Genomic DNA, 15,681 nt, shown 5'->3' on the forward strand with positions numbered 1-15,681 from the left:
CGTCTCCTCGGAGACGGCGCCCGTCGCCGTCCCGCCCGTCGCCGTCCCGCCCAACGGCGTGCCCGTCCGGTCCCGTCCCTGGTCCGGCGTCAGCCGATGACGGGGCGGTCCTCCGGGTAGTCGTACAGCAGGGTGCGGCGGCGGACGGCGAGGGCCGAGGCGAGGCCGATGGGCCCGACGCGGCCGGCGAACATGAGGGCGGCGAGCGCGTACTCGCCGAAGGGGTCGAGCTCGGCGCTCAGCCCCACGCTCAGGCCGCAGGGGGCGAAGGCGGAGATCACCTCGAACAGGAGGCGGCCGAGGGGTTCGTCGCTGACGGTCATGATGAGCGCGGTCGCGGCGAGGACGAGGGTGGGAGGCGCCGGTGTCGACGATCTCGCGCCCACCCGTGTGGTGTTCGTGAGGAATCCACGTCCTGGCGTGAGGAACCCGTGAGGGCCGCCGATCGGGCGTTCCCCGGGGTGTCTACTGACTCGCTGTGCCCACGACGGGCACCGGGCCCTGGTGGCTCGTCGATCGTTCTCCTTGGAGTCGTAGTGCTCGACATCGTGTACGTGCTCGCCGTCATCGCTGTGTTCGCAGTGGTGTCCCTCGTGGCGAAGGGGGTCGAGAAGCTGTGATCGTCTTCAGCATCGGTGCGGCTGTCCTCGCGGTGGCCGCTCTCGCGTACCTCGTGTACGCGCTCGTGAAGCCTGAGCGGTTCTGATGGACACCGTCTTCGGCATCCTCCAGGTCCTCACGGTCGTCGTCGTCCTGGTGGTCCTCTACCGGCCTGTCGGCGACTACATGGCGACCATGTTCACCACGGCGGGGGACCTCCGCGTCGAGCGGGGCTTCTACCGTCTCATCGGCGTCGACTCCGCCTCCGGACAGACCTGGCAGGCCTACCTCCGTGGCGTCCTGGCGTTCTCCCTCGTGGGTGTCCTCCTCGTCTACGCCCTGCAGCGCCTCCAGGGCGTCCTGCCGTACTCGCTCGGCTTCCCCGCCGTGCCCGAGGGGCTCTCGTTCAACACCGCCGCCTCCTTCGTCACGAACACCAACTGGCAGTCGTACTCGCCGGACGTGACCCTCGGGTACGCGGTGCAGCTCGGCGGCCTCGCCGTGCAGAACTTCGTCTCCGCGGCCGTCGGCATCGTCGTGGCCGTCGCCCTCATCCGAGGTCTCGCCCGAGTGAGGACCGGGACGCTCGGCAACTTCTGGGTCGATCTGACCCGCACGCTCGTCCGCCTCCTGCTGCCCCTCGCCGCGGTCGCGGCCGTGGCGCTCATCGCGGGCGGCGTCGTCCAGAACTTCGCCGGGTTCACCGACGTCGCGACCCTGACCGGCGGCACCGCGACGATCCCCGGCGGACCCGTCGCGTCGCAGGAGGCCATCAAGCTGCTGGGCACCAACGGCGGCGGCTTCTTCAACGCCAACAGCGCCCACCCGTTCGAGAACCCCACAGCCTGGACGAGCCTGCTGCAGATCCTCCTGATGCTCGTCATCCCGTTCTCGCTGCCGCGCACCTTCGGCCGCATGGTCGGCTCCACCGAGCAGGGCGTCGCGATCGCGGCCGTCATGGCCACCATCTTCGCGGTCTCCCTGTCCGCCCTCACGTGGGCGGAGCTGCGGGGCGCCGGCACGGCACCGCAGCTCGCCGGCGGCGCGATGGAGGGCAAGGAGGCGCGGTTCGGCATCTGGGGATCCACCCTGTTCGGCTCCACCTCGACCCTCACCTCGACCGGCGCCGTCAACTCGATGCACGACTCGTACACCGCCCTCGGCGGCATGATGCCGATGATCAACATGATGCTCGGCGAGATCGCCCCCGGCGGCGTCGGCTCGGGCCTCTACGGGATGCTCGTCCTGGCCGTCATCACGGTGTTCATCGCCGGCCTGCTCGTCGGCCGCACGCCGGAGTACCTCGGCAAGAAGATCGGGCCGCGCGAGATCAAGCTCGCGAGCCTGTACATCCTCGTCACGCCGACCCTCGTGCTCGCCGGGACCGCCCTGAGCTTCGCGATCCCCGCGGTGCGCGCCGACGTCGAGGGCACGTCGATCTGGAACCCGGGCCTGCACGGCTTCAGCGAGGTGCTCTACGCGTTCACGTCGGCGTCGAACAACAACGGCTCGGCCTTCGCGGGGCTCACCGCGAACACCCCCTGGTTCAACACGGCCCTCGGCGTCGCGATGCTGCTCGGCCGGTTCCTGCCGATCGTGCTCGTGCTCGCCCTCGCCGGCTCGTTCGCCGCCCAGGACAAGGTCCCCGCCACCGCCGGGACCCTCCCCACGCACCGCCCGCAGTTCGTGGGCCTGCTCACCGGCGTCTCCGTGATCATCACCGCGCTGACCTACTTCCCCGTCCTCGCACTGGGACCGCTCGCTGAAGGGCTGCAGTAACCATGTCCGCTGTCACCGACACACCCACCACCACCGACCACGACCTGGACGTCGCGCCGACGAACCGCGGGGGCGCCTTCAGCGCCGCCCAGCTCGTCGCCGCCCTGCCCGGTGCCCTGCGCAAGCTCGACCCGCGCGAGATGTGGCACAACCCGGTCATGTTCATCGTCGAGGTGGGCGCCGCCTACACGACGATCCTCGCGATCGCCGGCCTGTTCACCGGTCCGGAGACATCCGGCGGCTCAGCCGTCCCGGGGTCCTTCGCCTGGGCCATCGCGGTCTGGCTCTGGCTCACCGTCGTCTTCGCCAACCTCGCCGAGTCCGTCGCCGAGGGCCGCGGCAAGGCACAGGCCGAGACCCTCAAGGCCACCCGCACCAGCACCACCGCCCAGCGCGTGGCGTCCTACGACGCGACCTCCGACGCCGGTGCCGAACGCGCCTCCCTCGAGTCGGTGTCGTCCGCCGACCTCACGCTCGGCGACACGGTCGTCGTGACCGCCGGCGAGCTGATCCCGGGCGACGGCGACATCGTCTGGGGCATCGCGAGCGTCGACGAATCGGCGATCACGGGCGAGTCCGCCCCGGTCATCCGCGAGTCGGGCGGCGACCGCAGCGCCGTCACCGGCGGCACCCGCGTGCTGTCCGACCGGGTCGTCGTCCGCATCACGAGCAAGCCCGGCGAGACCTTCGTCGACCGGATGATCCGCCTCGTCGAGGGCGCCTCCCGACAGAAGACCCCGAACGAGATCGCGCTCAACATCCTGCTCGCGAGCCTGTCGATCGTGTTCGTCGTCGTGACCCTGACGCTGAACCCGATCGCCAGCTACAGCGACGCGTCCGTCAGCATCCCGGTGCTCATCGCCCTGCTCGTCTGCCTGATCCCGACCACCATCGGTGCGCTGCTGAGCGCGATCGGCATCGCCGGGATGGACCGCCTCGTGCAGCGCAACGTGCTCGCGATGTCGGGCCGCGCGGTCGAGGCCGCCGGCGACGTGACGACCCTGCTGCTCGACAAGACCGGCACCATCACCTACGGCAACCGGCAGGCTGCCGAGTTCACGCCCCTCGACGGCATCGCACGAGCCGAGCTCGTCGACGCCGCAGCGCGGTCCTCCCTCGCCGACCCGACGCCCGAGGGCAAGTCGATCGTCGACCTCGCCCTGACGACGGGCTGGCACGACGCGGGCGGTCAGCAGGGGGAGATCGTCCCCTTCACGGCCCAGACCCGCATGTCCGGTCTCGACCTGCCCGACGGCACCCAGATCCGCAAGGGCGCCGGGAACTCCGTCATCGCCTGGATCGAGCAGGACCGCCACCTCGCCAGCACCGAGCACGACGAACTCCAGGCCCGCATCGACGAGATCTCCCACGCCGGCGGCACACCCCTCGTCGTCGCCGTGAAGAGCACCACGGCCGAGGCCCGAGTCCTCGGCGTCGTCTACCTGAAGGACGTCGTCAAGACCGGGCTGCGCGAGCGGTTCGCCGAGCTGCGCACGATGGGCATCCGCACCGTGATGATCACGGGCGACAACCCGCTCACCGCCAAGGCCATCGCGGCCGAGGCCGGCGTCGACGACTACCTCGCCGAGGCCACCCCGGAGGACAAGCTCGCGCTGATCCGCCGCGAGCAGGAGGGCGGCGCGCTCGTCGCCATGACCGGCGACGGCACCAACGACGCCCCGGCCCTGGCGCAGGCCGACGTCGGCGTCGCGATGAACACCGGCACGTCGGCCGCCAAGGAGGCCGGCAACATGGTCGACCTCGACAGCGACCCGACGAAGCTGATCGACATCGTCCGCATCGGCAAGCAGCTGCTCATCACCCGCGGCGCCCTCACGACGTTCTCGATCGCGAACGACATCGCGAAGTACTTCGCGATCATCCCGGCCATGTTCGCCGGGGTGTTCCCCGGGCTGGGGCTGCTCAACCTGATGCAGCTCAGCTCGCCGGCCTCCGCGATCCTCTCGGCGATCATCTTCAACGCCCTCGTCATCGTCGTCCTCATCCCGCTCGCCCTGCGGGGTGTGAAGTACCGCGCGGCGTCGGCGTCCTCGATCTTGTCGCGCAACCTCCTCGTCTACGGGCTCGGCGGCGTCGTCGCCCCGTTCGTCGGCATCAAGATCGTCGACCTCGTCGTCAGCGTCGTCCCCGGCTTCTAGCCGGCGACCAGAACCGAGAAAGAGACCATGAACACACGCACCCTCCTCCGCCAGTACGGCGTCGCCCTCCGCGCGATGCTCGTCTTCACCGTCGTCCTCGGCGTGGCCTACACGGCCGTCATCACCGGGGTGGGACAGCTCGCCCTCGGAGGCAAGGCCGACGGATCCGCCGTCGCCCTCGACGGCGAGACCGTCGGCTCCTCCCTGATCGGCCAGTCGTTCACCGACGCCGACGGGGCCGCCCTGCCCGAGTGGTTCCAGTCACGGCCCTCCGCAGCCGGAGACGGCTACGACGCCTCGGCCTCGAGCGGCAGCAACTACGGGCCAGAGAACGAGGACCTCATCGCCGCGATCGACGAACGCCGTACAGCGATCGCCGAGAGCGACGGCGTCGACCCGGAGGACGTCCCCGTCGACGCCCTCACCGCCTCCGCCTCGGGGCTCGACCCCCACATCAGCCCTGAGTACGCCCGACTCCAGGTCGAGCGGATCGCGGACGCCCGCGACCTGCCCGTCGCGGACGTCGAGGCCCTCGTGGCGGAGCACACCCAGGGCCGCGACCTCGGCTACCTCGGAGAGCCCACGGTGAACGTGCTCGAGCTGAACACGGCCCTGGCCGAGACGGGACGCTGACACCGTGAAGCGAGGGCGGCTCCGGGTGCTGCTCGGCGCCGCCCCCGGCGTCGGCAAGACCTGCACCATGCTCGAAGAGGGCACCCGTCTCCGCCGAGACGGCAAGGACGTGGTCGTGGCCGTGGTCGAGACCCACGGTCGCGAGGCCACCGCAGCCATGCTGGCAGACCTCGAGATCGTCCCCCGACGGACGACGTCGCACCGCGGCGTCGAGCTGACCGAGATGGACGTCGACGCTGTCCTCGAGCGGAACCCCGACCTCGCCCTCGTCGACGAGCTCGCCCACACCAACGCACCGGGGTCGGTCCGACAGAAGAGATGGCAGGACGTCCAGGTCCTCCTCGACGCCGGCATCAGCGTCGTCTCGACGGTCAACGTGCAGCACATCGAGTCCCTGAACGACGTCGTCGAGAAGATCACCGGGGCGGCGCAACGGGAGACCGTCCCGGACAGCGTCCTCCGCGGCGCCGACCAGGTCGAGGTCGTCGACCTCGCACCGCAGGCCCTCCGTGACCGCCTCGCCGAGGGCAACGTCTACCCCGCCGCCCGGGTCGATGCGGCCCTGTCGAACTACTTCCGCCTCGGCAACCTCACGGCCCTCCGGGAGCTGGCCCTGCTGTGGCTCGCCGACGAGGTCGACAGCGCACTCAAGGCCTACCGGCGCGAGAAGGGCATCGACAGCAAGTGGGAGGCGAGGGAGCGAGTCGTCGTCGCCCTCACGGGCGGCCCTGAAGGCGAGACCCTCATCCGGAGGGGTGCGCGGATCGCCGCCCGGTCCTCCGGCGGCGAGCTCGTCACCGTCCACGTCATCGCCCAGGACGGCCTCCGCGACGCCCACCCCGGGGCGCTGTCAGCCCAACGCGCCCTGACGGAGAAGCTCGGCGGCACCTACCACCAGGTCGTCGGAGGCGACGTGCCGGAGGCGCTCGTCCAGTTCGCCAAGGCGATGAACGCCTCCCAGCTCGTCATCGGCGTCAGCCGTCGGAGCAGGATCGCCGCAGCTCTGTCAGGCCCCGGCATCGGCGCCACCGTCATCCGCGAATCCGGCGACATCGACGTGCACATCGTCACCCACGCCGCTGCCGGCGACCGGTTCACGCTCCCGCGAGCCGGCGGCGCCTTGACCCTCCGCCGCAGGCTCCTCGGCGGGGCCCTCGCCCTCGTCCTCGGCCCCCTGCTGACCTGGCTGCTCGTGGCCTTCCGCAGCGACGAGTCGTTGACGAGCGACGTCCTCGTCTACCAGCTCCTCGTCGTCGTGGTCGCCCTGGTCGGCGGGATCTGGCCTGCCCTCTTCGCCGCGGTGCTCTCCGGGGTGACGCTCGACTTCTTCTTCGTCGAGCCCTACGACAGCATCACCGTCGGCCGTCCGCTGCACCTGCTGACCCTGGTCCTCTACGTCGTCATCGCGCTGCTCGTCAGCTACGTCGTCGACCAGGCCGCCCGCAAGGCACGCTCGGCCGCCAGGGCCCTGGCGGAGTCCGAGCTCCTCGCAGCCGTCGCCGGCGGAGTCATCCGCGGCCAGGACGCCCTCCACGCACTCCTGTCCCGCACCCAGGACGCGTTCCGGCTCCGATCGGTCTCGGTCGTCGACGCCGACGGCACCGTCGTGGACCGCGTCGGGACTCCTCGTGCAGGCGAGGAGACCACCGTCGTGGCCGCCGGCGAGACGACGCGCCTGGAGATGACGGGGCCGCCCCTCGCCGCCTCCGAGCGCCGGCTCCTCGCCGTCATCGCCGCGCAGGTCGAGACAGCCCTCGAACACAAGGCCCTCTCGGCCACGGCGGACTCCGCCGGCCCCATGGCCCAGGTCGACCGAGTACGAACAGCACTGCTCGCAGCCGTCGGACACGACCTCCGGCGCCCCCTGGCCTCGGCCACCGCAGCAGTGACCGGCCTGCAGCAGCGTGGCGTCGTCTGGGACGACCACGATCGCGACGAGTTGTTGACCACGGCCCGCGAGAGCCTCGACGCGCTGTCGGCCCTCGTCACCGCCCTCCTCGACGTCAGCCGGGTCCAAGCGGGTGCCCTCGCGGTCTCCCGTCGACCCCTCGACGTCGACGACGTCCTCTTCACCGCCATGGACGAACTTCAAGCCGGCCTCGGGCGGGTGGAGCTGCAGATCGCCGATGACGTCCCCCTGGTCGACGCTGATCCCGTCCTCCTGCAACGGGTGCTCGTGAACCTCCTCGACAACGCCGTCAAGTACGCTCCGGCCGGAGTCCCCGTCCGGCTCTCAGCGAGCACCTTCGGGGACGTCGTGGAGATCCGCGTCGCCGACCGAGGGCCCGGGATCAGCCCGGACCGCCTGGATCTGGTGTTCGTCCCGTTCCAGCGCCTCGGCGACACCGACAACACCGCAGGCCTGGGCCTCGGGCTGGCCATTGCCAAGGGCTTCACGGAGGGCATGGGCGGCACCCTCACCGCCGAGGAGACCCCGGGAGGCGGTCTCACCATGGTCGTCTCCCTCCCCACCCTCCCCGACCCGCGCTCGGGCAGGCCGTAGACGTCGACGAGGGTCCGCGTGGGGGTGCCGCCGATCGCGGCGATCTGCTCGTCGGAGCGGCCCTCGACGAGGTCGATCCTGATGAGGGGCATGCGTGTCTCCTGTCGGCGGAGCGGGGCGGGAGCGGCGGCTCCGGCACCAGCTGCATCAGGGCCGCTCGGGCTGCTGCCCAGGCCCTGAGCCGGACGCGAGCCCGCCCTCGTTCATCCCTGCGAAGAGTCCGACCACACGGCCTTCGCGCCGGAGTCGCCGATCCGGACCGTCGTGACGATCCCCCCGATGCTCGTCCCGACGGCCAGGACCGTCAGCAAGGCGCCGACGATCAGTCGGGCGCTGCCCCGTACGGCTGGACGGGGGCGCTGCCCCTCCGGAGTCAGCACCCAGTGCTGCCACGCCCACTGGGCCACGGCTACGACGAAGACCGCGATCGCCCAGGGCAGCAGGGTGTCGCCCAGCTGCGTGTGGGCCTCGAGCAGTGCGCTCCCGCCAACCTGCTCCTCCAGCGACTCGCCCGACGAGGTGGCGAGGGGCACGGCGATCAGCGACACCAGGGCGATCAGGGGGGTGATGACGCCGAGCCGTCGGCGCAAGGCGGGCCAGAACGCCCCGACGAGGACGAGCAGGGACGCCGTCGGGAACGCGACGGTGACGAGGTGGACGATGAGCGGGTGCATCGGGAGGCCGTTGATCTGCCAGTCCATGGGGTCTTCTCTCTCGAGGGCGTGGCGAGGGTGAGGGTGAGGGCGGGGCGGGGCGGGACGGTCAGACGCGCAGAGCCGGGCGCGCCGGTCGCCGCACCGTGAGGACGACGACGAGGGCCGCGATGGCCGCGAGGAACACCGCGCTCGTGACGGTCGATCCGAGGCCGAGCCCGCCGTCCGCGACCGGCTGCGACAGGAAGTCCCCGACGGAGGCGCCGAGCGGGCGGGTGAGGACGTACGCGGCCCAGAAGGCGAGCACCGACCCGACGCCGGCGAACCGGTGCGCCAGGGCGACGACGGCGATGGCCGCGGCGAACAGCAGCGCCGAGGGCAGGTAGCCGAGGGCCAGCTGTTCGCCGAGGAGGTCGCCGACCGCGGTGCCGAGCGCGAACGTCATCAGCACGGCTGCCCAGTAGAACGACTCGCGACGGGGCGTCGTCACCTCGTGGATCGACAGGGTGCCCTCGGCGCGGTGCCAGACGGCGAACACGGCGGCCAGCGCCACCGCGAAGACGGCCGTCGAGACCCAGAGGTCGACGCCGAGCGAGTCGGTCAGCGTGTCGGTGAGGAGGGTGCCGACGACGCTGATCAGCACGACCGCGAGCCAGTAGACGACCGGGACGTAGGCCCTCGACCGGAACTGGACGACGAGCGCCACGACGAGCAGGGCCGCCATCACGATGCTCGTCACGGTCAGTCCGAGTCCGAGGCCGTCGGCGAGGAAGTCGGCGAAGGTCTCGCCGACGGTGGTGCACAGCACCTTGATCATCCAGAACGCGAGGGTGATCTCGGGGACCTTGCTCAGCAGGGCCCGGCGGTCGAGGTCCGGGGCCCCGGTCGGAACAGCGCGTGTCGTCATGCGACGACGGTCGGGGGTCGCCTCCCAGAAAGCCCCCAGAGGCCGAGACGAGGAGGCGCGCCGCCCGAGACGAGGAGGCGCGGGTCGGCCCGCCAGGGCATCTGGGCGATTTCTGGGACGGCCGGGCGGAGGCTGCGTCCATGACCGTCCTGCACCGTCCGCGCTCGTCGGCGCTCCCTCGTGGGCGCACCGCGCCTCCTCTGTTCCCTGCCGTCCGCGCGGTCGTCCACGACCGGGCGTGGACGGCGTGGGGCGCGACCGGCGTCACTGGCGTCGTCGTCGCCGGGCTGCTGATCACCTCGGGCGCGGGCGGCGTGGGCGAGGTCGACCTGGCCCTCGCCCAGCACGCGAGCCGCACGCACGTTCCCGTGCTCGACGGGGCCGCACTGCTCGTCGACCGGCTCCTCGGGCCGCAGCTGGGCGCGGCCCTCGTGCTGCTGCTGACGGTCGCTGTGTGGGTGCTCAGCCGTCGAGCGGCCGCAGCCCTCACGGTGCTCGGCGTCGCGGCCGGTCCGTGGGCCGCGGCCGAGCTGCTCAAGGTCGTCGTGCAGCGCGACCGGCCCGACCCGGGGCTGCTCGTCGACCCGCTGATCGTCGAGCCGCACTCGTTCTCGTTCCCCAGCGGGCACACGGCGCTCGCGACCGGGCTCGCGCTGGCGTTCGTCCTGCTCGCCTGGGGGCGGCGCGGGGCACCCGTCGTGGTCGCGACGGCGGCGCTCGGCGTGGTCGGCGCCGGGCTGTCTCGCGTCTGGGCGGGCGTGCACTGGCCGAGCGACACGGTCGCCTCGGTCGTGCTCGGCTGCTCGGTGGTGGCGCTGCTGCTGCCGCCGTGGCTGCGTCTGGTCGACCGGGTCGGGGGCCGCGCCGCACCGGCGCTCTCGGCCCACCCCGGAGGGCCCTCGGCCCATCCCGTCGGGCCCTCGGCGCCGAACTCCTCCCCGACCACCGACCCAGGACGGACCCGCTCGTGAGCATCCTCGACCCCCAGACCCTCCTCGCCGGCATGGGTCCGTGGGCCTTCGGCGGCCTGTCGCTCATGATCTTCGTCGAGTCGGGCCTGCTCTTCCCGTTCTTGCCGGGCGACTCGCTGTTGGTGACGGCGGGCCTGCTGCACCTGAGCCTCGGGCTGAGCGTCGTCGTGATCGCGCTCTGCGCGTTCCTCGCGGCGGCGGCCGGCGACCAGGTCGGCTTCTTCCTCGGCCACCGGTTCGGGCGTCGCTGGTTCCGACCCGACGCCCGCGTGCTCAAGACGGCGCATCTCGAGCAGGCCGAGGCGTTCTTCGAGCGGCACGGCGGGAAGGCGCTCGTCCTGGGCCGGTTCGTGCCCGTCGTCCGCACCTTCGTGCCCCTCGCCGCCGGCACCAGCGGCTACCCGTACCGCCGGTTCATCGTGTGGAACCTCACCGGTGCGTTCCTCTGGGCCGTCGGCATGACGGTGCTCGGATCGCTGCTCGGTGGCCTACCGTTCGTGGCAGACCACATCGACCTGCTCGCCGTCGGGCTCGTCGTCGTGTCGGTGCTGCCGATCGTGGTCACCGCCCTGCGGCGGTCGCGCGCCGCCCGGGCCGAGAAGGCCGCGACGGCGACGAGCCTGACGACGACGACGGACGAGGAGGCGGTGGGTGACCGGTCCTGACACGCGCCCGCGCCTCCTGCTGGTCGAGGACGACCCGGCGCTCGGGCCCATCGTGGCCGACGTGCTCGGCGAGGCTTGGCAGGTCGACCTCGTGACCGACGGCCGGCAGGGGCTCGAGGCCGCTCGGGCAGGCGGGCACGAGGTGCTCGTCGTCGACCGGCGCCTCCCCGGGCTCGAGGGCACCGAGCTCGTCGCGGCCCTCCGTCGGGAACACGTGACGACCCCCGTGCTGATGCTGACGGCACTCGGCACGACCGCCGACCGGGTCGCGGGGCTCGACGGCGGTGCGGACGACTACCTCGTCAAGCCGTTCGAGTTCGACGAGCTGTTCGCCCGGCTGCGCGCCCTGACGCGGTCGTTCGCCGCCGAGGAGCGCTGGCTCGACGTGGGGGAGGCCCGTCTGTATCCCGAGAGCCGCATCGTCGTCACGCCGTGGTCGAGCCGTGTCGTGCTGAGCGAGCGCGAGAGCGCGCTGCTCGCCGAGCTGGCCCGCCGCCCCGACCACACCTTCGACCGGGCCGACCTGCTCGCCCGGGTGTTCCCGCACGGCGAGCAGCTCGGCACCGTCGACACCTACGTCAGCTACCTGCGGCGCAAGATCGACCGCGACGTCGTGCTGACCGTGCGCGGGCGCGGGTATCGGGTGGGTGCCCTGTGAGCTGCGGGCGCGGGCGCGGGCGCGGACGAGGGCGCGGGCCTGGTGGTGCCGTTGCCGGTGCCCAGGCCACGCCCGCTGCCGATCCCGAGGCCGTGGCCCTGCAGGCCGCCGCCCGGTCGATCGGCCGACAGATCGTGCTCGTCTCGGGCCTCGTCGTGGTCGGCGCCCTCGCCCTGACGATCGCGTGGGTGCTGCACCAGACCGTCCCGCAGGAGCGCCTCGAGCAGGTCGCCGCCGCGGGCCAGGGCGAGGTCTTCGTCTCGGCCACGGACGTCGTGGCCGGCCTCGTCGTCCTCGGCGTCGCGGGCGTCGTCTTCGCCGGTCTCGTCACGGTCGTGATCGCCCGGCGGGCTGTCCGGCCGCTCGGCGAGGCCCTGCGCCTGCAGCGCCAGTTCGTCGCGGACGCGAGCCACGAGCTGCGCACGCCCCTCGCGGTGCTCGACGCCCGCCTCCAGGCACTGCAGCGCAGGATCGCAGGAGGCGCGGCGACCGCCGACGAGGGCGTCACCGCCGACCTGGCGAGGCTCCGCGACGACTCGCGGGCCCTGATCGACATCGTCGGCGACCTGCTCGAGGCGGCCGGGGGCGACCCTGCCGAGGGAGCTGTCTCGGCGGGGTCCGCCTCGCTCGACGACGTGGTCGCGGAGGTCCTGCGGTCGATGTCGGTGCTGGCCGAGGAGCGCGCGGTGGCGCTCGACCAGCAGGGCGACGCGTCGGTCCGTGTCGCCGTGCCGCCCGCCAGCCTCCGACGGGCCGTGCTGGCCCTGGTCGACAACGCCCTCGGCCACGCGCCGGGCGGGTCCACGATCACCGTGTCGACCCGTGTTGAGGGCGACTCGGTCGTGCTGGCCGTCACCGACCACGGGCCCGGCATCACGGGGATCGACCCGACGCGCGTCTTCGGCCGGTTCGCCCGGTCGGAGTCGCCCGCGGTGAGCTCGGTGGTCCCGGTCCCGGCCCCGGCCCCGGCCCCGGCTCCGACGAGCGGAGGGCAGGGAACTCGCCCGAGCTTCGGCATAGGCCTCGCGCTCGTCCGCGAGGTCGCCCTGCGTCACGGGGGCAGCGTCCGAGTGGCCTCGACCTCGGCCGCCGGGACGACGATCGAGCTCACCTTGCCTCTCGTGGACGGCGCCGGCTGACGCACTCTGGTCGCTCCGAACGTGTCCCGACCGGTGCCGGACGGCGGGTCGGCCACCGGGTCACGCGCCAGCCGCTCCCGCGCCTGACCCGTCGTCCGGGCCCCCGCCGGAACGAGCAGACTGGGGCGGTCCTCCTCGAAGAAAGAAGACCTCCTCATGTCAGCGTTGACAGTCCTGTTCATCGGCGGCACCGGCATCATCAGCTCGGCGGCCGCGGCCCGAGCCGTCGAGCTCGGCCACGACGTCGCCGTCCTCAACCGCGGGGCGTCGTCGACCCGGCCCACGCCTCCTGGGGTCGAGGTGCTGACGGGGGACGTGTCCGACCCCTCGTCGATCAGCCGGGCCCTCGGCGACCGGTCGTTCGACGTCGTCGTCGACTTCGTCGCGTTCACCCCCGACCAGGTGCAGGCCGACATCGACCTCTTCACCGGTCGGGCGGGCCAGTACGTCTTCATCAGCTCGGCGTCGGCCTACCAGAAGCCCGTCGCCGCGCTGCCGATCCGCGAGTCCTCTCCGCTCCGCAACCCGTTCTGGCAGTACTCCCGGGACAAGATCGCCTGCGAGGACCTCCTCGTCGGTGCCTACCGGGAGAGCGGCTTCCCGGTCACGATCGTCCGCCCCTCGCACACCTACGACCGGACCACGATCCCGGTCACCGGCGGCTGGACCGTCGTCGACCGGATGCGGCGCGGACTCGAGGTCGTCGTCCCCGGCGACGGCACGTCACTGTGGACGCTGACCCACCACGCCGACTTCGCCCGTGCGTTCGTCGGGCTCCTCGGCCTGCCGGCCGCTGTCGGCGACGTCTTCCACATCACCTCGGACGAGGCCCTGCCGTGGGACCAGATCTACACGAGCCTCGCGGCCGCGGCGGGCGTCGACGACCCGAGGCTGGTGCACGTGGCGAGCGAGAGCGTCGCGCTCGTGGAGCCCGAGTGGGGCCCGGGTCTCCTGGGCGACAAGGCGCACTCCGTCGTGTTCGACAACGCGAAGGTCAAGGCGTTCGTGCCCGGCTGGCAGGCGACGACGTCGTGGGCCACGGGTGCTCGGGAGGTCGTCGAGTGGTACGACGCCGAGGCCTCGCGTCGCGAGGTCGACCCGGCGGCGGAGGCGGCGTTCGAGCGGCTCCTCGCCGGCGCTCGCGCCTTCGGAGCCTGACCGCTCGTCGCACCTGCCCAGGCGCCTCCTAGTCGAAGCGAGGGGTGTCGACCGTGCACTCCACGGGTGCACCCGGGCTCGCCGAGGTCGCGGTCGCGATCTCGCGCGTGCCGTCGAGCAGGATGCGGCAGGTCGCCGTCGCGCCCGGTGCCGGCGTCGCGGTGACCGAGGCCTGCCCCTGGGCGAGGACGATCGACTCCGCCTCCCACGACGAGCCGCCGTCCTGCGCGGTGGCCGTGCGCACGGGGCCGACGTCCTGCGTCGTCACCTCGTCGCCGCGTGCGTCAGCACCGTCGAACCGGGTCCCGGTGAGCTCGGCGCCGACCGGCTGGTCCACACTGACCTCGTACGTGACGCTCCAGGCGTCGCCGACGTGCTGCTGGATGAAGGCGCAGCCCGACGCCAGGAGGGCGACGCTCAGGGCAGCGGCGGCTGCGGCCGCCGTTCGGACACGGATGCGGGCACGGGCTGGGGTGGTGTCGTTCGTCATGTCTCGAGTCTCGGGGCGCCCGGGCTCAGGGTCGTCCCCCTGAGGGGCCGGCGTCGCGGTACCCGGGGACGACTCGGACGGGCCCCCGGGGCCACGTGTCGGCGGTCCTGATCCCGGTAGCTTCTGGGCATGGGAAACGTGCTGCCGGGAGTGTTCGCGTTCGGGATCGGCTCCGTGCTGGCGGTCGGCGCGCTGGTGCCGTGGACGGCGGCCGAGTACCGCCGACACGGCCACCTCGGCGTCCGACGCAGCCTCGTCGCGTTCGGCACCCTGGTCTACGCCCTCGCGCTCGTCACCTACACGCTGCTTCCCCTGCCTGCCGACGTCGCGAACATGTGCGCCGCCCCGGCCTCTCCGCAGCTGACCCCGTTCGCGTTCGTCGGCGACATCGTGAAGGAGGGCGGCATCTCCGGGCCGCGCTCGCTGCTGACGAACCCGGCGATCGCGCAGGTCCTCTTCAACGTGCTGCTGTTCGTGCCGCTCGGTGCCCTCGCCCGGCACGCCGTCGCCCGGAGGCGACTCCTCGGCGGCCTCCTGGTCGGCCTCGGTGCCGGCTTCGTCGTCTCGCTGCTCATCGAGCTGACGCAGCTCACCGGCGACTGGTTCCTCTACCCCTGCGCGTACCGGCTCTTCGACGTCGACGACCTCATGGCCAACACCGCCGGTGCCGTCGTCGGCACCCTGCTGGCACCCCTCGTCGGGCTGCTGGCCGGCTCGAGCGACCCCGTCGACGCCGACCGGCCCCGGCCCGTGACCGCCGCCCGCCGGTTCTCCGGCATGCTCTCGGACGTCCTGGCCATCTGGCTGCTCTCGGGCGTCCTCAGCGTCGGCACGACGCTCGCCTGGGTGCTCGCCGGACGCGACGCCGACGACCCGCTGCTGGCGGCGCTCGTCACGACCGGCGCGCTCGTGGCGCCGGCGGTGCAGCTGGTCGTCGTCCTGGCCTCCGGCCGCACCCTCGGCGAGCACGTCGTCCGCCTTCGGCCGACACCTCGTCCTGGGGCGGGTGGGCGCCTGCTGCGCTGGGCGCTCGGCTCCGGCGGGTGGGCGACGCTCCTCGCCCTCGACGTCCCCTTGTTCGCGTTCGTCGCCTCCCTGCTGGCGATGGCGTCCGTCATCGCGGTGTGGTCGACACGAGGGAGGCGCGGCCTGGCTCTCGCAGTCCTGCGCGTGGACGTCGAGGACGACCGGTCACCGGGTGACGCGCCGTCGGCGCAGCTCGGCGCCTAGGTGGCGGTGTCACGTCCTGTTCCGAGCATCACGTCTCGCCGCGACAAGACGTGATGCTCGGAACAGGACGCGACACGCGCCCGACGTCCCGTCGGCAACCTCTGCATCGGGGCCGCGACCGACCCTGACTACGACG

The 15,681-nt window shown here is 72.4% G+C and carries 15 protein-coding genes; 11 read left to right on the forward strand and 4 right to left on the reverse strand.

The genetic code is table 11. From position 1 onward, the window contains the following. Positions 1 to 89: 89 nt before the first annotated feature. On the reverse strand, positions 90 to 386 hold the full coding sequence (locus ACZZ97_RS01865) for a potassium transporter TrkG (protein WP_463472101.1): 297 nt from the start codon (positions 384 to 386) through the stop codon (positions 90 to 92). Positions 387 to 616: 230 nt separating this feature from the next. Between ACZZ97_RS01865 and kdpF the strand changes: the two genes are divergently transcribed. The 5 genes from kdpF to ACZZ97_RS01890 are packed head-to-tail and all read left to right on the forward strand — an operon-like array spanning position 617 to position 7,674. Further along, entirely contained in the window at positions 617 to 706 is a 90-nt protein-coding gene (kdpF, locus tag ACZZ97_RS01870; RefSeq protein ID WP_071257733.1) for a K(+)-transporting ATPase subunit F, read from the forward strand. Beyond that, entirely contained in the window at positions 706 to 2,379 is a 1,674-nt protein-coding gene (gene kdpA / locus ACZZ97_RS01875) for a potassium-transporting ATPase subunit KdpA (RefSeq protein WP_463472102.1), read from the forward strand. Before kdpF ends, kdpA begins: the two co-directional genes overlap by 1 nt. 2 nt (positions 2,380 to 2,381) lie before the next feature. Then, positions 2,382 to 4,538, forward strand: coding sequence for a potassium-transporting ATPase subunit KdpB (gene kdpB / locus ACZZ97_RS01880; RefSeq protein ID WP_463472103.1), 2,157 nt, complete (start codon positions 2,382 to 2,384; stop codon positions 4,536 to 4,538). A 27-nt stretch (positions 4,539 to 4,565) separates the two neighbouring features. After that, positions 4,566 to 5,171, forward strand: coding sequence for a potassium-transporting ATPase subunit KdpC (gene kdpC, locus ACZZ97_RS01885; protein WP_463472104.1), 606 nt, complete (start codon positions 4,566 to 4,568; stop codon positions 5,169 to 5,171). A 4-nt stretch (positions 5,172 to 5,175) separates the two neighbouring features. After that, entirely contained in the window at positions 5,176 to 7,674 is a 2,499-nt protein-coding gene (locus ACZZ97_RS01890; protein ID WP_463472105.1) for an ATP-binding protein, read from the forward strand. Between the two features lie 203 nt (positions 7,675 to 7,877). Here the strand turns inward: ACZZ97_RS01890 and ACZZ97_RS01895 are convergent, their stop codons facing one another. Next, on the reverse strand, positions 7,878 to 8,375 hold the full coding sequence (locus ACZZ97_RS01895) for a DUF2231 domain-containing protein (RefSeq protein WP_463472106.1): 498 nt from the start codon (positions 8,373 to 8,375) through the stop codon (positions 7,878 to 7,880). Positions 8,376 to 8,436: 61 nt separating this feature from the next. After that, complete coding sequence (locus ACZZ97_RS01900) at positions 8,437 to 9,234, reverse strand: COG4705 family protein (protein WP_463472107.1); 798 nt, start codon at positions 9,232 to 9,234, stop codon at positions 8,437 to 8,439. A 140-nt stretch (positions 9,235 to 9,374) separates the two neighbouring features. On the opposite strand from ACZZ97_RS01900, the gene ACZZ97_RS01905 reads away from it, so the two are divergent. From ACZZ97_RS01905 to ACZZ97_RS01925, 5 genes are all read left to right on the forward strand, one after another. Then, positions 9,375 to 10,205, forward strand: coding sequence for a phosphatase PAP2 family protein (locus tag ACZZ97_RS01905; protein WP_463472108.1), 831 nt, complete (start codon positions 9,375 to 9,377; stop codon positions 10,203 to 10,205). Then, complete coding sequence (locus tag ACZZ97_RS01910) at positions 10,202 to 10,870, forward strand: DedA family protein (protein WP_463472109.1); 669 nt, start codon at positions 10,202 to 10,204, stop codon at positions 10,868 to 10,870. Before ACZZ97_RS01905 ends, ACZZ97_RS01910 begins: the two co-directional genes overlap by 4 nt. Continuing rightward, a complete protein-coding gene (locus ACZZ97_RS01915) occupies positions 10,857 to 11,528 on the forward strand; it encodes a response regulator transcription factor (RefSeq protein ID WP_314100621.1) in 672 nt (223 codons plus the stop codon). The genes ACZZ97_RS01910 and ACZZ97_RS01915 overlap by 14 nt, the downstream gene beginning before the upstream one ends. A gap of 92 nt (positions 11,529 to 11,620) precedes the next feature. Next, on the forward strand, positions 11,621 to 12,667 hold the full coding sequence (locus tag ACZZ97_RS01920) for a sensor histidine kinase (protein WP_463472110.1): 1,047 nt from the start codon (positions 11,621 to 11,623) through the stop codon (positions 12,665 to 12,667). Positions 12,668 to 12,823: 156 nt separating this feature from the next. Further along, entirely contained in the window at positions 12,824 to 13,825 is a 1,002-nt protein-coding gene (locus ACZZ97_RS01925) for an NAD-dependent epimerase/dehydratase family protein (protein ID WP_463472111.1), read from the forward strand. Positions 13,826 to 13,853: 28 nt separating this feature from the next. On the opposite strand, the gene ACZZ97_RS01930 is transcribed toward ACZZ97_RS01925, so the two are convergent. Beyond that, positions 13,854 to 14,315, reverse strand: coding sequence for a hypothetical protein (locus tag ACZZ97_RS01930; protein WP_314100624.1), 462 nt, complete (start codon positions 14,313 to 14,315; stop codon positions 13,854 to 13,856). A gap of 129 nt (positions 14,316 to 14,444) precedes the next feature. Between ACZZ97_RS01930 and ACZZ97_RS01935 the strand changes: the two genes are divergently transcribed. Beyond that, the gene (locus ACZZ97_RS01935) at positions 14,445 to 15,545 is read left to right on the forward strand and encodes a VanZ family protein (protein ID WP_463472112.1); all 1,101 of its coding nucleotides are present in this window, start codon (positions 14,445 to 14,447) and stop codon (positions 15,543 to 15,545) included. The last annotated feature ends 136 nt before the right edge of the window (positions 15,546 to 15,681 follow it).

Source organism: Frigoribacterium sp. AC512 (assembly GCF_979258295.1).